The 15,527-nt window shown below is 71.6% G+C and carries 6 protein-coding genes; 3 read left to right on the top strand and 3 right to left on the bottom strand.

Annotated features, from left to right (window positions below; all coding sequences use genetic code 11):
• Positions 1 to 11: 11 nt before the first annotated feature.
• From IPQ09_24275 to IPQ09_24265, 3 genes are read right to left on the bottom strand one after another with little or no spacing between them, the layout of a single operon-like run.
• Positions 12 to 677: a DUF374 domain-containing protein gene (locus tag IPQ09_24275; protein ID MBL0197285.1), complete on the bottom strand. Its 666-nt coding sequence runs from the start codon at positions 675 to 677 to the stop codon at positions 12 to 14.
• On the bottom strand, positions 674 to 1,900 hold the full coding sequence (locus IPQ09_24270) for a tetratricopeptide repeat protein (protein ID MBL0197284.1): 1,227 nt from the start codon (positions 1,898 to 1,900) through the stop codon (positions 674 to 676). Before IPQ09_24270 ends, IPQ09_24275 begins: the two co-directional genes overlap by 4 nt.
• Positions 1,852 to 12,003, bottom strand: a complete 10,152-nt coding sequence (locus tag IPQ09_24265; GenBank protein MBL0197283.1) for a hypothetical protein — start codon at positions 12,001 to 12,003, stop codon at positions 1,852 to 1,854. The genes IPQ09_24270 and IPQ09_24265 overlap by 49 nt, the downstream gene beginning before the upstream one ends.
• A gap of 289 nt (positions 12,004 to 12,292) precedes the next feature.
• Between IPQ09_24265 and IPQ09_24260 the strand changes: the two genes are divergently transcribed.
• From IPQ09_24260 to cls, 3 genes are read left to right on the top strand one after another with little or no spacing between them, the layout of a single operon-like run.
• Positions 12,293 to 12,970 carry a 1-acyl-sn-glycerol-3-phosphate acyltransferase gene (locus tag IPQ09_24260; GenBank protein ID MBL0197282.1) on the top strand — a complete coding sequence of 226 codons (678 nt, stop codon included), beginning with the start codon at positions 12,293 to 12,295 and terminating at the stop codon, positions 12,968 to 12,970.
• Positions 12,967 to 14,031 carry a diacylglycerol kinase gene (locus tag IPQ09_24255; protein MBL0197281.1) on the top strand — a complete coding sequence of 355 codons (1,065 nt, stop codon included), beginning with the start codon at positions 12,967 to 12,969 and terminating at the stop codon, positions 14,029 to 14,031. Before IPQ09_24260 ends, IPQ09_24255 begins: the two co-directional genes overlap by 4 nt.
• Positions 14,028 to 15,449: a cardiolipin synthase gene (cls, locus tag IPQ09_24250; GenBank protein ID MBL0197280.1), complete on the top strand. Its 1,422-nt coding sequence runs from the start codon at positions 14,028 to 14,030 to the stop codon at positions 15,447 to 15,449. Before IPQ09_24255 ends, cls begins: the two co-directional genes overlap by 4 nt.
• Positions 15,450 to 15,527 lie beyond the last annotated feature (78 nt).

Below are 15,527 nucleotides of genomic sequence, written 5' to 3'. Positions count from 1 at the left end.
GCCGCCGTCGCCTATTCAACAGCCTCCCCGCCCGGCGCGAGCTGCACCGCGAGCGAACGGGCCGCGACGCGGTTCGCCGCTTCGATCGCGGCACCAAGCTGGGCGTCCGTGGTGTCCCGAGGCAGAGGCGGCCCGAGCGCGATCGCGACCCGGGAGAACGGCCACGCGACCGCGTAGCGGTCCCAAGCCCGCTCGAACATGTGGCCACGCGTCACGGCGCTGCCCATGGGCACCAGCACGCCTCGGGCGTGGCGCGCAGCCCACGCGGCGCCGGGCTTCACGTGTCCCCGTGGACCCCGCGGGCCGTCGACGGCGAACGCGAGATCGTCACCGGCGCGGGCACGGCGCACCAGCGCCGCGGCGCCCCGCGCGCCCCCCAAGCGCGTGGACCCGCGCACGACCCAGAAGCCCAACGCGCGCAGGACGCCGGCCTGAAGCGCGCCGTCCCTCGAGAGGCTGACGAGGACGGCCGTGCGTCGTCGGCGCCGCCACGCGAGCAACGGGAACTGCGTGCCGTGGAAGAACGCCAGTACCCAAGGCGCCGCTGCGCCCGCGTCGGCGCCCTCCGCCAGCGCCCCGACGGCGGGGTCGACGAGCACGCGCGCGCGGAGTGTAAAGAGCCAGATCCGCACGAGGAGCCCGACGATGAAGCCGAGCCCCTCGCGCATGCGCGTCACGCCTTGAGCGACTGGAGCATCAACTTGGCCCGCTCGAGGTCGGGCTCGTTCTCGAGCGCGCGCTCGAGCATCTGCTTGGCCTTGGCCGCGTCGCCCTGCCTGTGACTGATGTCACCCAGGTAGAAGAACACCTCACCCTTCGAGATCCCCGAAGAGCCGTCGAGCCGCTGGAGGAGCAGCGCGCGGAAGGTCTTCTGCGCGCGCTCGAGATCGCCGGTGTCGAGCGCCAGCACGCCGAGATCGCGGAGCACCGACACCGAGCCGGGATCGATCTTGAACGCGAGGTCGAGCTGGGCGATGGCCACGTCCTTGTTGCCGAGCTGCGCGAGCGCGTTGCCCAGCTTGTGGTGGTAGACCGAGAGCTCCTTCGTTCGCTTGGCGCCGAACGAAGCGATGATGCGCTCGAGCACCACGGTGGCGTCCTGCTCGCGCCCCGACGCGGTGTACGCGTCGCAGAGCAGCAGGAGCATCTCGCGGTCTTCGGGCATCAGCTCGGTCGCCTTCTCGAGGACGGGAATGGCGTCCGCCGGGGTAGCGCGCTCAGTGATATGTATCTCCGCCGCGCGGCGGAGCAGCTTGACGGCGTCTGCGTCGGCCGTGGAAGCGCCGCTCGAGCGCGCAAGGTCAGCCTCCTCCGCGAGGAGCGCGGCGAGCTCGGGCCACTTCTTGCGGCGCTCGAACGCCGCGAGGAGGCGTGGGCGAACGTCACGTCCGGGCGGGACGAGTGCGATCGCCTGCTTGAGCGCCTCTTCGACGCCGTCGAGCTGGTCGAGCTTGAGCCGAACGTCCGCGAGGCGGAGCGCGAAGGCCTTCGCCTCCTCGGGCGGCGCGACCTCCACGAGCTTGACGAGCGCGAGCTCCGTGCGCGCGTAGTCGGCGCGGCCCTCGGCGATGCGTGCGACAGCCTCGAGCGCGTCGCGGTGGAGCGGGTCCTGCTCCAGGACGGCCTCGAACGTCGCCAGCGCGCGGCCGGCGTCCTTCAGGCGCCCCTCGAGCACCTGCCCGAGCCGCACCTTCAGCGCGAGCTCGGCGGCACCGTCCGCGCGCTCCTTGGCGCGCGCGATCTGCGTGTCGAGGAGGTCGGCGAGCTTGTCGTCCTGCCCAGTCTTCTCCAAGATTTCGGAGAGCAGGATGGCGGCGGCGCGCTCGTCGGGCTCCTCCTCGAGCACGGCGTTCAGAGTGTCGATCGCGTCGTTCGGCGCGTCGAACTTGTCGGTCTGCAAGCGCGCGGATCGATGCGAAGGGCCACGCGCTCCGCAGGGTTCGTCGCGTTGTCGATGAGGTTCAGGAGGAGCCGCGCGAGGTCCTTGTCGCGACCCGTCTCGGCGTACAGATCCCTCAGCGCGCGCGCGGCGCGCTCGTCCGAGGGCTCCGAGTCCAGGATCTCCTGGTGGAGGGTGATCGCGCGATCCTTGTCGCCGAGCTTCTCCTGGACGACGGTCGCCGCGCGGCGACGGAGCTCGAGGGCCTCGCCGCCGTCCATCGCGTTCTCCGCACGCCTGAGCAGCAGCGTGGTGACCTCGGCGAAGTCGGCCGCGTGCTCACGGAGCGCGATGAGCTCTGCGAGGGCCCAGTCGTCGGCCTCGTTCTCGGCGAGCTGCTCGCGCAGCGCGGTCTCTGCCAGGGCGACGTCGCCGAGCGTGTTCTGAGCGACCTCCTTGGCCTCTCGGAGGAGCTTGCTCTTCTCGCTGGGGTCGGTCTCGACCTTCGCGAGGCCGCGGAGCACCTCGACGAGATCTCGCTCCCGGCCCACGACGCGGAGCAGCGCCTCCAGCGCGCGGAGGGCCTCTAGGCTCTCCTTGTCGAGCGCGATCGCCTTCCGAAGCGCGGCCTCGGCGCCAGCGGCGTCGGAGGCGCGATCGCGACGCCAGCCCGCGATGCGGACCCAGAGCTCCACCGGCGCCTCGAACGAGTCGAGGTTGAGCGACGACTGGGTCCGCGACGCCTGGTTGGCGTCGAGCGCGGCGGCCACCGCGTTCGCGGCCTCCGCCCACTGCCCCGTGATGCCGGCCACCCGCTCGAGCTCGACCTGGACGTCGACCTCGAGGGGGCTGTCCCCCATGGCGGCCTCGAGGGCGCGCTGCGCGCCAGCGAGATCGTTCGCCTCCGCCTCGAGGACGCGGGCGTGCTCGAGGCGCGCCGCGACGCGGGCCTTCGACCCCTCTGCCCGGCCGACGCGCTTGGCGAAGAGCGCAGCGAGCTCCCGGCTGAGCGAGAGGGACCGATAGACGGTCTCCAGGGCCTCGAACGCGTCCTCGAAGAGGTCGGATTCGCCGAGGAGCTTCTCCATGAGCTCGCGGCTTGGACCGTGGGCAGGGACGCGCTCGAGCGCCGACCGCAGGGTCGCGAGGCCGAGGGCCTTCGCCGAGAGCGCATCGATCTGCAGGCAAGCGAGGCGATGGATGAGGTCCGCGGCGATCGCCGCGTCGTTCTCGAGCGCGATGCGGCGCTCGAGAACGTCCGCGAGGGCCGCGCTGTCCCCGACCTCTCCGAACACCGACTCCAGGGCGACCAGCACGTCGACGGTGTCGCCGCCCTGCTCCGCGGCGCGCTGGAAGGCGTCCGCCGCCTTGCGGGCGTCCCCGAGCTGATGGCGCTCGACCTTGCCGAGGCGCGAGTAGAGGTCCGCCGTGACCGCGGCGTCGAAGACCGACGTCGCGCGCTCGAGCAGCGCCTCGGCGTACTTCTCCCAGCCCGCGCGTCCGACGATGCGAGCGAGGCGCTCGACTTCGGCGTGGGTCTCGGCGTGCGCGGGCTCTTCCGCGAGGGCCCGCAGGAGCGCGCCCTCCGCCTTCGCCGGGGAGTCGAGCTGCGACTCGGCGAGCACCGCGATTTCGCGCAGCGTCTTGGCCCGTTCGAAGGGCTCCGTCTCAGCCAGAAGGCGGAGCTCGAGGACCTCGACGAGATCCGCGAACTTGCCCTCGGAGAGCAGGATGGGGCTGACCAACTCCGCCGCCTCGCGGCGGAACTCCTCGCGCGACTCGCCGATCGCGCGGATCGCCGTGACCGAGTCGGGGTCGTAGCCCATGGCGAGGACGTCGGAGTAGGCGGTCATCGCGAGCGCCGGGTCGTCGAGCTCCTTCGCGAGCAGGCGCCCGATTCGCTTCTTCAGCGCTCGACGACGCTCGATGTCGCCCTCGAGCGCTGCGCGCGCACGGAGGTTCTCGTGGAGCTCGGGGTAGAGCGCCTCGCCCTCGTAGAGGGCGCCCAGCCGCTCGAGCACATCCACGGAGTCGCGGTTCACCTCGAGCGCCTCCGTGAGCAGCGAGATGGCCTCTCTCGGCTCGCCCAGGCCCTTCTCGTAGCGCTCCGCGGCGCCGAGCAGCAGCCCGAACTTGAGATCGCCGTCGTCCTCGCCGCACAGCTCGATGCGCCGACGGTAGAGATCGACGAGGCGCGCCGCGTCGTTCTTGATCTCGTAAAGGGGGATCAGGTTGTCGATGGTGAAGGCGTTCGCCGGCTCGAGCTCCAGCGCCTGTTCGTAGGCGTCGGTCGCGCCATGGGCGTCGTCGAGCATGTCGCGCCGCACCTCGCCGATGCGCCGCCACGAGCTCGCGCGGTCTTCGTCGGAGTGGATGAGCTCCACCCGCCGCGCCAGCACTCGGACGAGGATGCCCCAGTCGGAGAGCAGCGTGGCGAGATCGACCATCTCGTCGAGCGGGCGCAGATCGGACTCGTCGAGCTTGAAGAGACGCTCGTACGCGTCCAGCGCGCGCCGCGGATCGTCGCGGTGCTTGTCGTGGAGGCGCGCCAGCGCGTCCAGGAGCCCCTGCTTCCCGATGCCGTCGATCGCGGCAATCCCCTCTTCGTAGGCCGCCGCGAGGTCGTCCCAGCGGGCGGTCGCCACGGCGAGACGATCGAGCTCCTCGCGCGTGCCGCCGTCGTCGGGGTCGAGCACAAACGCCGCGCGGAGGGCGTCGAATGCGCGCCCAGGAGCGTTGCCGCGCTCCTCGAGCAAGCGTGCGTTCTCGCGCAGCACGGAGACGCGCTCGCTGACGTCGGAGGCGATGGCGAGCCGGTGCTCGTTGACTGCCACGATGTGCTGCCAGTCGTCCGCCCGCTCGTACAAGGGACGCAGGATCTCGACCGCGCGGACCTTGTGGGTCTCGTCCGTAAGGAGCGACTCGAGGGCCAGCACCGTCTCGCGGTACGGCGCCCGGGGCGAATCGCCGAGGAGGCCCACGATCGTCTCGTATTCGTCGATCGCGCGCTCCACGTCGCCGACCTTCTCGCGGAGTACCGCGGCGAGGTCGAAGCGGAAGCCGGCCTCGTCCTCGGCCATGGCGCTCTGCTCGGCGCGGCGCCGCAGCAGGTCGGCCAGGTCGGACCAGCGCGACCGCTTTGCGAGCAGGCGCGCGAGCGCGTCGACCGAGACCGTGTTCGTATCGTCGACGTCGACCGCGGTCCGATACGTCTCGATCGCGGCGTCGTCGTCCTTGAGCTCCGACTCCTGAATCGTCGCGATGGTGTGCAGCGTGGCGACACGCGGCTCCGTCTCGTGGCGGTGATCGAGCGCCTCGCGGTAGAGCGCCACACGCTCGTTCGGACGCCCCGCCTTGGCGAGGAGCCGGTCGATGGCGGCGAAAGAGGCCTCCTGCTCCTCCGGGTTCCACGCGTAGGCCCGGCGGAAGAACGTGAGGGCGCGGTCGACGTCGCCCAGGCGCTCGAACAGCTCTCCCGTGCGGGCCGAGAGCTTGGCCGACTCTGGGCCGTCGGAGCTGAGCTTCTCGAGCTCGGCCGCGTAGATCTCGGCCAGGCGCTGCTCTGCGTTCGCGCCGCGCGCGAGGCGCTCGAGCTCCGCCCAGGTGTCCTCGTCGGTGACGTCCTCGGCGAGCAGCCTCGCGGCGACCTCGAGCGCTGCCTTGAGATCGTCGCCCTGCTCCTCCTCGAGGCGCGAGAGGCGCCGGAGCAGCTCGCCGCGCTCGTGGGGATCCTGGCTCGCGCCAAGCCGAGCTTCGATGGTCCCCATGACCTTCCGCCACTCGTGCCGCGCGAGGTACACGGACTCGAGCAGCTCAGCGGCCCGGGCGGCGTGAGCCGGGCGGCCCATCAGGGCCTCCAGCGCGGCGACGGTCGGGGGGTGCTGGGGCACCAGCGCGAGCGCCACGACGTACTCGTCGAAAGCCCGCTCCGCGTCGTCCAGGCGAGACTCTCGCACACCGCCGAGGGAGTGGTGGAGGGCCGCCTTCGCCTCGGCGCCGAGGCCGTCGGCAGCGAGCTGCCGCTCGTAGAGGACCACGAGGTCGTCCCAGCGCGCCTCGGAGGCGTACAGCCGGGACAGGGCCGCGATCGCGTCGGGGTCCAGGCCGAGGTCGAGGATGCGCTCGTAGACCTCGATGGCGTCGGACCGCTGCTCGAGCTTCACGTCGAGGAGGCGGGCCTCCTTCGCGTAGATCGCCCGTCGCTCGTCGTCGGTCTTTGCGTTCTCGCCGCGCAGCTTGATGACACGGTAGAGGTCGTGGTCCGCGGAGGCCGCCTCGAAGATGGCCTCGAGCGCGAGGAGGGCGCGGTCGTCGTCGGCGCGCACCTCGAGGGCCCGCTCGTAGTACTCCTGCGCGAGCGCGGAGTCCGCGAGCTTGTCGCGCGCGAGATCCGCCACGCGCAGCAGCACCTGAAGCTGGAGATCCCCGTCGACGACGTCGACCGCGATCTCCCGAAGGAGCGCGCACAGCCCTCCGAAATCACTTGTCTTTTCAGCGCAGCGCTCGAGGCGGGCGAGCCAGCCGTCGAGGCTCGGCTCCGCCGCCGCGTGGCGAGCCCCTCGACCCGCGTAGCCGAAGGCGCGGCGCGCGTCGTCGAGGCTCGTCTCGGCGACATCGGCGGCGAGCCCGAGCAGCGTGAGCCTCTCGTCGACGCCGTCGGCGGCCGAGATCTGGATGTCGAGCACGCGGAGCAGCTTCTCGTGAGCCTTGTCTTCCTCGTAGAGCGGGCGGAGGAGGTCGGCGGCCGCGCGGCTCGCGATCTCGTTGTCGAGGAGCCCCTCCACGGCGTCCCGGCTCTTCGCGTGCGACGGGTCGAGCGTGAGCGCCTCGCGGTACGCGTCGAGCGCGCCGTCCACCTCGCCGAGGAGGGTGCGACGGACGTCGCCGAGGCGCGTCAGCAGCTCGAGGCGGTCCGATAGCTCGACCGCGAGGGTCAGCTGCGACGCGAGCGTCTCCGCGAGCTCGTCGGCCTTCTTCGCGCGCTCGTAGAGGCGCGCCAGGGCGCCGAGGATCTCGCGCTCCACGCCGAAGTCGTCGATCACGGCGCGGTAGGCGAGGATGGCCTCCTCGGTGTCCTCGAGCTTCGTGTCGAGCGTCGCCGCGGTGCGCACCATGAAGCCTTTGCGGGCCTCCGGGTCGTCGGCGAGGCGCTCCCGCGAGCGGAGCACGCCCACGAGGGCGCGAGCGTCGCCGTTGCGCTCGTAGAGTCGATCGAGCGCCACGAGCGCCTCGCTGTCGACGGGATCGTCCTCCAGACGCTCCTTCCACGCGCCGATCGCGGCCCCGAGATCGGCGAGCTGCTCCTCGCAGAGGAAGCCGAGCCGGCCGAGGAGCTCCTTGCGAGCCTCCCCTCCGTCTTCGAGCTTGACCTGGACGCGGAGCATCTCGGCGAGCTCGCCGCTGCGGCCCGTGGCGCCGTAGACGCGCTCGAGGGCGCGCGCGGCCGGGAGCGCCACGCTCGGATCGTCGCGGTCGAGATCGAGGACCTCGCGGTAGACGACCTCCGCGCGAGCGGCGGCCGCGTCGGCCTCGTAGATCTTGGCGACCGAGAGCAGGATGTCGGCACGGGGCTGCGGCGCGCTCGCGGTCTCCGCCGCCGCGCGGAGCACCTCGGCGGCCCGCGTCATCGCCCCTTGACGGGCGCTGATCTCGAGCAGGCGGGCGCGGTTGTCCGCGTCGTCCGGGGTGAGGGGGACGAGCCGCGCGTACGCCTCGAGGGCGCCCGCGTCGTCCGTGAGGCGCTCGTCGCGGAGGTCGGCGATGCGACGAAGCAGATCGCGACGCTCGTCGTCCGTGGCGGCGAACTCGAGGCGGACCTCGAGGACGCGCACGAGCTCGGCGCTCTCGTCGCGGTTCGAGTACACGGCCTCGAGGATGGTCGCGGCGCGCGCGCGGAGGTCCGGGCTCGCGAGCGTGGCCTCCACGAGCGCCGTCGCGTCGCGGTTGGCGGGGTCGTCGGTCAGCACCTGCTCGAGGTACGCGATGGCGACCGCGGGCTCGCTCAGCTGCTCCTGGTGGACACGCCCCAGCCGGAGCCGGAGGGCCGTCGCGTCGTCGCCGTAGGCAGACCCGAGCTTGCGCGTGAGGAGCGCGGCGAGCTTCTGCCAAGCGCCACCGTTCACGTAGAGCTTGTCGAGCGCGGGAACGGCCTGCGGATGCTGAGGAAACTCCTCGAGAATTCGCTCGTAGTAGGCGACCGCACGCGCGGGCTCGCCCATGATCTCCTCGACGAGGATCGCCACATCGGCGAGCAAGCCAGCGCGCGACTCTCCCTCGGAGGCGGCGATCACAGGCTCGTAGGCGGCCTCGAGCTCGGTCCACTTCTCGCCATTGCTGAGCACCTGGCGGAGGCGCGTGAACGCGCGCTCGTTCTTCGGGTCCGCGCGGAGGATGCGCTCGAGGTACGGGCGCGCGCTCTCGGGCTCGCTCAGACCCTCGTCGTAGAGCGACGCGATGCGCTCCGCGAGGTCGAGCTCGAGCTCGACCGGGAGGGACGACGGCCCCTCTTTGGGCACCGCCACCGTGAGCGCGTCGACCAGGGCCTGCGTGCGCTGTGTGCGCGCGGCGAGGTCGCCGAGGCGATCCCACACGCGGAGCTCGGTCGGGAACTCGCCCGCCGCCGTGATGAGCACGTCGAGCGACGCGGAGAGCGCCGACTGCTGCTCGTGCACCTCGGCTAGCCGCTCGTAGAGCGGGAGGCGGTCCGCTTTGGCGGCAGCCGTCGCGATGCGCACCCCGAGCACCTCGGCTTGCTTCTCGAGCTGCCCGAGCGCCGCGTAGCAGCCATCCAGCACGATCGCCGCGCGCGGGCGGGTCTCGGAGATGCCGACGAGCCGCTCAGCGAGGGCCACGGCCTCGGCGTCGTTCGGCTTCAGGCCGAGCGCGCGCTCGACGGCGGCGAGCGCGTCCACGGGGCGCTTCAGGGATCCGAGGTAGAGCTCGGCGAGCTCGATCTCGCGGGCGTACCGCGCGTCGCCCTCGGCGAGGTCGCGCTCCTGCTCGATGGCGCGTGCAGCGCCCTCGGGATCCCCCGCGCTGCGGAGCAGGCGGGCCACCGCGCGAAGCGCCGCCGTGTTCGACGGGTCGACCTGGAGAATCTCGCTGTAAAGAGCTACCGCGCGCTCGGGGCTCTGGAGGCCGTCCTCCTCGAGGGACGCCCACTCGCTGAGGAGCGACAGCTTCGCGTCGGCGCCGGCGCGGTCGATGCGACGGCGGAGGAGCCAGCGCAGATCGTCGTGCCGCGCCTCCGCGCGGAGCAGCGCGTCGAGCTGGTTACCGACCTCCTCGTCGGTCTCGTCGGCCTCGATGAGGGCGCGGTAGATGAGTACGGCCTCGTCGACGTTGGCGAGCTCCCGCGCCACCACCTGGGCGAGGGCCATCTTGAGCCCGCGCTCTTCGGCGGGGTCGAGGCCCGACTGGGCGAGGCGCGCCCGCAAGATCTGGCAGAAGTCCTCCCACTTTCCAGCGGCCCGTGCCACGCCTTCGAGGGTCGCGAGCGCCGACTCGCCTGCGGGCTCCGCCTCGTACGCGCGGCGAGCCCACCCGAAGGAGGCGGCGCGATCGTGCAGGCGATCTCCCGTGGTCGTCACGAGCTTCTGCGTGAGGGCGCGGCGCTCGCCGGGGTCCTTCGCGTGCGTGAGCAGCACCTCGTAGAGCGCAGGCAGCCGGCCCCACTTCTCGTCCCCCTCGTACAGCGGGACGAGCGCAGCCGCGGCGCGGAAGTCGTCTGGACGCACCGTGAGCACGCGCTCGTACGCGCGGAACGCACGCTCCGGGGCGCCGAGCTTGCCCGCGTACACTGCGGCAGCGCGGAACGAGAGGTCGACCTTGAGCTCGGGATCCGTGGCCCGATCCGCGGCCGCGGACAGCACCTCGGCGAGGGCCTCGTAGTCCTCCGTGCGCTCGTACATCGCGGTCAGCGCGTCGAGCTCGTGCGTCTCGAGGTAGCGGTCGCGAAGCGCCCGGAGTGCCTTGCCGTTCGTGGGCGAAAGCTCGAGCACGCGGATCCACGTGCGGGCCGCTCCCTCCGCGTCGGAGAGGCGATCCATGTAGACTGCACCGAGCTTCTGGAGGACCGCCAGGCGGGTCGCGTCGTCGTCGGCGAACGCCACGCGCCGCTCGAGCGCGTCGGCGAGCGAGTGGAAGTCCTTGTCGCGCTCCGACTGCTTCTCCAGCGCGTCGAGCGCGGCGGTCGACGTGGGGTCCTCCTCGAGGACCTTCTTGTAGAGCGCGATCGCGTCGGCGCCGCGGTCGAGGCGTTCGGCCGCGAGCTTCGCCATGTCGAGGATGAGGGCGCGGCGCTCCTCGCCCGGCAACATCGCGCCCACCTCGGCCTCGTGGAGCTCGTAGAGCTTGGGATACGCGCGCCGCTTGCCGTAGAGCTCCTTCAGCTTGTCGAGCGCCTCGGCGTCGAGGGGCGCGGACTCGCGCAGCTTCTCGTACGCCTCGATCGCGTTCTGCACGTTCGAGAACTGCTCGAGCCACCGCCTGGCGATGCCGCGGTAGATCCAGGCCCGCGCGAGCGGGTCGGCCTCGAGCTCCGCGAGCCGTGCCTGCGTGGTCAACAGATCGCGCCAGCGCTGGAGCGCCTCGTAGACCCGCGCGAGCTCGCGAAGGCCATCAGCGTCGTTCGGCGCGAGCGCCACGACCTGCGTGAGAACCGCCACGAGGGCCGAGTCGCTCTTCAGCTCGTCGCGATACACGGCGGCGATCTCGCGGAGCAGCGGCAAGCGCGCCTCCGCGTCCTCCGGCGCGGTGCGCTCGATCTCGCCGCGGATGAGGTCGACGAGGGCGTTCCAGCCTCCGCTCTGGCGGTAGAGACGCCGCAGCGCCGTGCGCGCGTCGGTGTTGGACGGATCCTGCCGGAGCAGCGAGCGCCACTGCTCGATCGCCTTGGCCGCGTTCGCGCCGTCCTCGGCGAGCTTGGCGAGCTCGGTCGCGACCTTCGCGCGCTCCGCCTCCGGGAGGGCGCGCTGCGCGTCGCCGAGCACCGCGGCGAGCCGCGTCGTGTCGCCGCTCTCCTCGCACCACTCACGGAAGAAGTTGAGCATCACGGGCTGCGCCGGCTCGAGCTTCCGGAGGCGCTCGAAATACGGCTCCGCTTGCGAGGCCTTGCCCCGCATCCGCCAGTGGATCATGCCGATCTGCATGAGCGTGCCGGCCTCGTGCGCGCCGCGCGCGGCGCCACCCGAGAGCTGCTCTTCGTAGAGCGCGACCAGGTGGTCCCACATCTGGCGCTCGGTGAAGAAGCTCACGAGGAACGAGAGCGCCTCCGGGTGACCCGGCGAGAGATCGAACACGCTCTCGTACGCCGGAGCGGCTCGCTCCGGGCGGTTCAGGCGCTTGCGGAGGAGGCGCCCAAGGCGCAGGTATCCCGCGATCTTCTCTTCCTTGGCGGTAGACTCGAGGGCGAAGCGCTCGAGGCTCGTCGCCAGCTCCTCGAAGCGGCCCTCCTCGCGATAGACGTGCTCCAGGAGCAGCGCCGCGCGGCGGTTCTTCGGGTCGATGTCGAGCGCCTCGGTGAGACCGGCGACGACCTCGTCGAGGAGCACCTTGCGAGCGGCCATCCCCTTCTCGCCGCGCGAGGCGAGCTCGGGCCGTCCATAACGAAACGCGGTCTCGGCGGCGCTCACCAGGAACGAGCTCTTCAACGCGCTGTCTTGCGCGGACTTTGCCTCGTCGACGTACCGCGACACGAGCTCCCGCCACTTGGCGCGGCGAGCGGTGCTCCGCTCGATCGCCTCTTCCGCGTGGTCCTGGTCGGGCACGAGCTCGAGCACGCGCTCGTACACCTTGAGCGCGGCGTCGTCGTTGAGGAGCTCGTCGTCGAGGATTCGCGCGAGCTCTTCCAGCAGCTCGAGCTCGCTGGGGCTTCCGGCGGCGAGCGCGACCTCGAGGCGGAGGAGCGCGGCCACCGCGTCGTACTCGCGCCGCATCTCGTGGGCCCGACGCGCCGACTCGAGGAGCTTCGCGAGCTCCTCGCGTGACAGCTCGCCATCGGCGAACGTGACCGTCCCGCCTTCCTCCTCCCAACCCAGCGATGAGCGGAGCTCAGCGAGCGCCTCCGCGTTCTCTGGATCGTCTTGAAGCTGGCCAAGTGCAGTGCGGATGGTCTTCGCGCTCATCATTACCTTGGAGTCGGATCAGGAGCCCGGCGGGGAGTCAAAAGCGATGCAAGTACTCTACATTGCTCGCGAATTTGCCCCACAACTCGATCGGTGAACCCCGATGGTAAAGGTGGCACCCCCGGGATTCAATGCTCTTCGCCAACTATCGGCCCCTCGCGCGCGGGGAGCGCGAAGGCTCCGGCGCGATTTTCTCGGCGCCCCCAAAGCCGGTCCCCCTCTGGCCAGGGACGTGCTACTCGTGAACGATCCACGCGTGAGCCGGTCACTTCGCCTGACGTTGCTGAGTGTGTTGGAGACGCTCGCGATCAGCGCGCCCACGGTGGTCGACGCCGCCCTCGGCCGAGTGACGAAGGCCGCCTGCGACGCCCGCATCGAGCGGTGGTCGAACCGCATCGTTCGGCGCCTCGGCATCCAGCTCGAGGTGCGAGGGCGCGAGAACGCGCGCGGCGGTCCGTTCGTCATCATGTCCAACCACCAGTCGCACTACGACGTGCCGCTGTTGTTCTACGTGCTGGGCCCGAACCTCCGCATGGTCGCCAAGAAGGAGCTCTTCCGCATCCCCCTGTTCGGGGGGGCCATGCGGGGCGCGGGCTTCATCTCGGTCGACCGCGCCGACCGCGCGCGCGCGATCGAGAGCCTCGCCAACGCCAAGCCGCTGCTCGAGGGTGGCACCCACCTGTGGATCGCGCCCGAGGGTACGCGCAGCCTGAACGGCGAGCTCGGCCCGTTCAAGAAGGGCGGCTTCCTTGTCGCCGAGCAGCTCGGGGTGCCGATCCTCCCCATCACCGTCCGGGGCACCCGGAACATCCTCCCGTCGAGCGGCGTGCTCTCGTCTCCGGGAGAGCGGGTGGTCGTGACCATCCATCCCCCGGTGCCCCCGCCCGCCGGCGGCGTCGATCCCCGCGCGGCGCGGGAGCGCGCGCTCGAGGCGGTCCGCAGCGCGATCGCGAGCGCGCTCCCATGAGGGTCGCCGGACGGGGGATCGCGATCCTCGTGAACGCGAACGCGAAGCGCGGCGGCCGGCGCGTCGCCGTGCAGATTGGGGCGGTCTTGCCCGGAGCGAACATCCGCCTGACCCGAGACATCGCCGAGGTCGAGGGATGGCTCGCGAGCCTTCGCGAGGTGCGGGCGCTGTTCGCGGCCGGCGGCGACGGCACCGCGGTGACCCTGCTCACCGCGCTCGACAGGGTCTTGCCCCGCGAGGCCCCCTTCCCCGCTTTCGGCGTGCTACCGCTCGGCACCGGTAACGCCTGGGCGCGATCGCTCGGCGCGCGCAAGCTCGACGCCTGCGTGCGCGGGTTGGCGCGCGCCCACGGCCCGCTCCCCACGCGCAAGGCGCGGCTCTTCGAGTGCGACGGCACGCTCACCTTCTTCGCCGGGTGTGGATGGGACGCGCAGGTGCTCGACGACTATCGCGCGCAGGTCGCGCAGTCGCCGTCGCGACGCCTCGCGAAGTCGGTCTGGGGCTACCTCGCCGCCGTCGTCCTGCGGACCGCGCCGAAGACCCTCCTCAACGCCCGCCCCCATGTCCTCGTCGAGAACCTCGCCGACGAGGCGTTCGCGGTCGACGCCCGGGATCCGCTCGGCACGCCGAGGCGCCTCGAGGGTGTTGGCCGCGGCGCCATCCTTTACGAGGGCCCCGCGAGCGTCGCCGGCTGCGCCACCTGCCCCGAGTTTGGCTACGGGTTCCGCGCGTACCCGCACGCCGAGCGCATGCTCGGGCGCATGAACGTGCGCGTCTACGACCAGTCCACCCTCCGCGCCCTGCGCGACATCCCGCGGCTGTGGCAGGGCGCGCACCCGCTCGAGGGCACCCACGATTGGTTCTCCTCGCACGTGCGCTTGACCTTCTCGCGGCCGCTCCCGCTCCAGATCGGCGGCGAGTCCGTCGGTGAGCGCCGGACGGTCGAGCTCGTCATGTCCCCTCGCGACGTGCGCGCGGTCGACTGGAGGCGGCTCGATGGGGACGACCTGCCCGCGGGGGAGCGTCCCGACGCTCGTGGCTTCGGAGAACACGCCCCATGACGCTCGACGAGGTGCCCTGGACGTCGCTCTTCGCCGCGGGCGAGACGGCCTGGGTCGTGGGGCTCGTCGTGTTCATCGTCCTCGAACGCCGCCCGGCCGCGAGCTCCCTCGCGTGGATCTTCGGCCTCGTGCTCTTGCCGTTTCTCGGCTTGCCGCTGTATTTTCTCTTCGGGCCTCGTCGGCTCCGGAGGCGCAAGCTCCGCTACCGCGACAGGCGGGTCGCCGTCACGCACGCGCTCGCGAGCTCCGAAGAACGCATGCCCACGGCCTACGCGACCCGCCTCGCGGGCATCGGCGAGAGGCTGCAACATACACATGTCTCGACGGCGACGCGCGTCGAGCTCTTTTACGAGGGAGACGACGCCTACGACGCGATCCTCGCCGCGATCGACCGCGCGCGCGACCACGTCCACGTCGAGTACTACATCTTCGAGGCCGACGAGGTGGGCGCCAAGCTCCGAGACGCCCTCACCGCCGCGGCCACGCGCGGCGTGGAGGTGCGGCTCCTCGTCGACGCGGTGGGCTCCTTGGGCGCGGGGCGGAGCTTCTTCGAGGACCTCACGCGCTCCGGCGGCCTCGTTCGCAGGTTCCAGCCGCCGCGGCTCGGGCTCTCTCGCGCGCGCTTCCTGAACTTCCGCACGCACCGAAAGATCGTCGTCGTCGACGGCTGCGTCGGGTTCACTGGGGGGGTCAACTGGGCGGCCTGCCACTCGGCCCGCGCCTCGGGCGCGAGCGCATGGCGCGACACCCACGTCGAGCTCGAAGGGCCGGTGGTCGCGAGCCTCCAGCGCACGTTCGTCGAGAACTGGGTCTACTCCGAGGGCGACTCGCCGACCACCCGCAGGTATTTCCCCGAGCTCGTAGGCGGCGCGGAGCTCGTGCAGATCCTCCGCTCGGGGCCCGACCGCGACGTCTTCCCGATCCACGCCTTCTACTTCTCGGCCATCGCCACCGCGCGCGAGCGCGTGTTGCTCACGACGCCCTACCTCGTCCCCGACGAGCCCGCCCTCGCCGCCCTGAAGAGCGCCGTGCTCCGCGGCGTGCGGGTGGAGATCCTCGTGCCGCGCGAAGGCGACTCGAAGATCGTGCAGGCGGCCTCGCGGAGCTACTACGAGGAGCTGCTGGACGCTGGATGTATTCTCCACGAATACGAGGGGCGCATGCTCCACGCGAAGACCCTCGTCATCGACAGCGAGGTCGCCACCATCGGGACGGCGAACTTCGACAACCGCAGCTTCCGCCTGAACTTCGAGGTCATGGCCGTGGTCTACGGTGCGCGGCACGCCGACGCGCTGGCGGCGCAGTTCGCGCGCGACGTCGAGAACGCGCAGCTCGTGGGCCGCAGGAAGCTGCGGGAGCTCGGCGCGCTCCAGCGCCTCGCCGAGGCCTCCGCCCGGCTCGCCTCGCCGCTCCTCTAGCCCCAACAATTCATGGCGCTTCCCCGCGAGCATCCGGTCCTCAGGCTGCAAAGCTCGTACTGTGCCTCGCCCCACGAA

Source organism: Myxococcales bacterium (assembly GCA_016720545.1).
Lineage (GTDB): Bacteria > Myxococcota_A > Polyangia > Polyangiales > Polyangiaceae > JAAFHV01.
This window is presented reverse-complemented; position numbering and strand designations above follow the sequence as displayed.

Bases quoted from the DNA above. Each gene is read 5' to 3' on its own strand.
- IPQ09_24265 (MBL0197283.1), bottom strand. From the start codon at position 12,003: ATGAGCGCGAAGACCATCCGCACTGCACTTGGCCAGCTTCAAGACGAT.
- IPQ09_24255 (MBL0197281.1), top strand. From the start codon at position 12,967: ATGAGGGTCGCCGGACGGGGGATCGCGATCCTCGTGAACGCGAACGCG.
- cls (MBL0197280.1), top strand. From the start codon at position 14,028: ATGACGCTCGACGAGGTGCCCTGGACGTCGCTCTTCGCCGCGGGCGAG.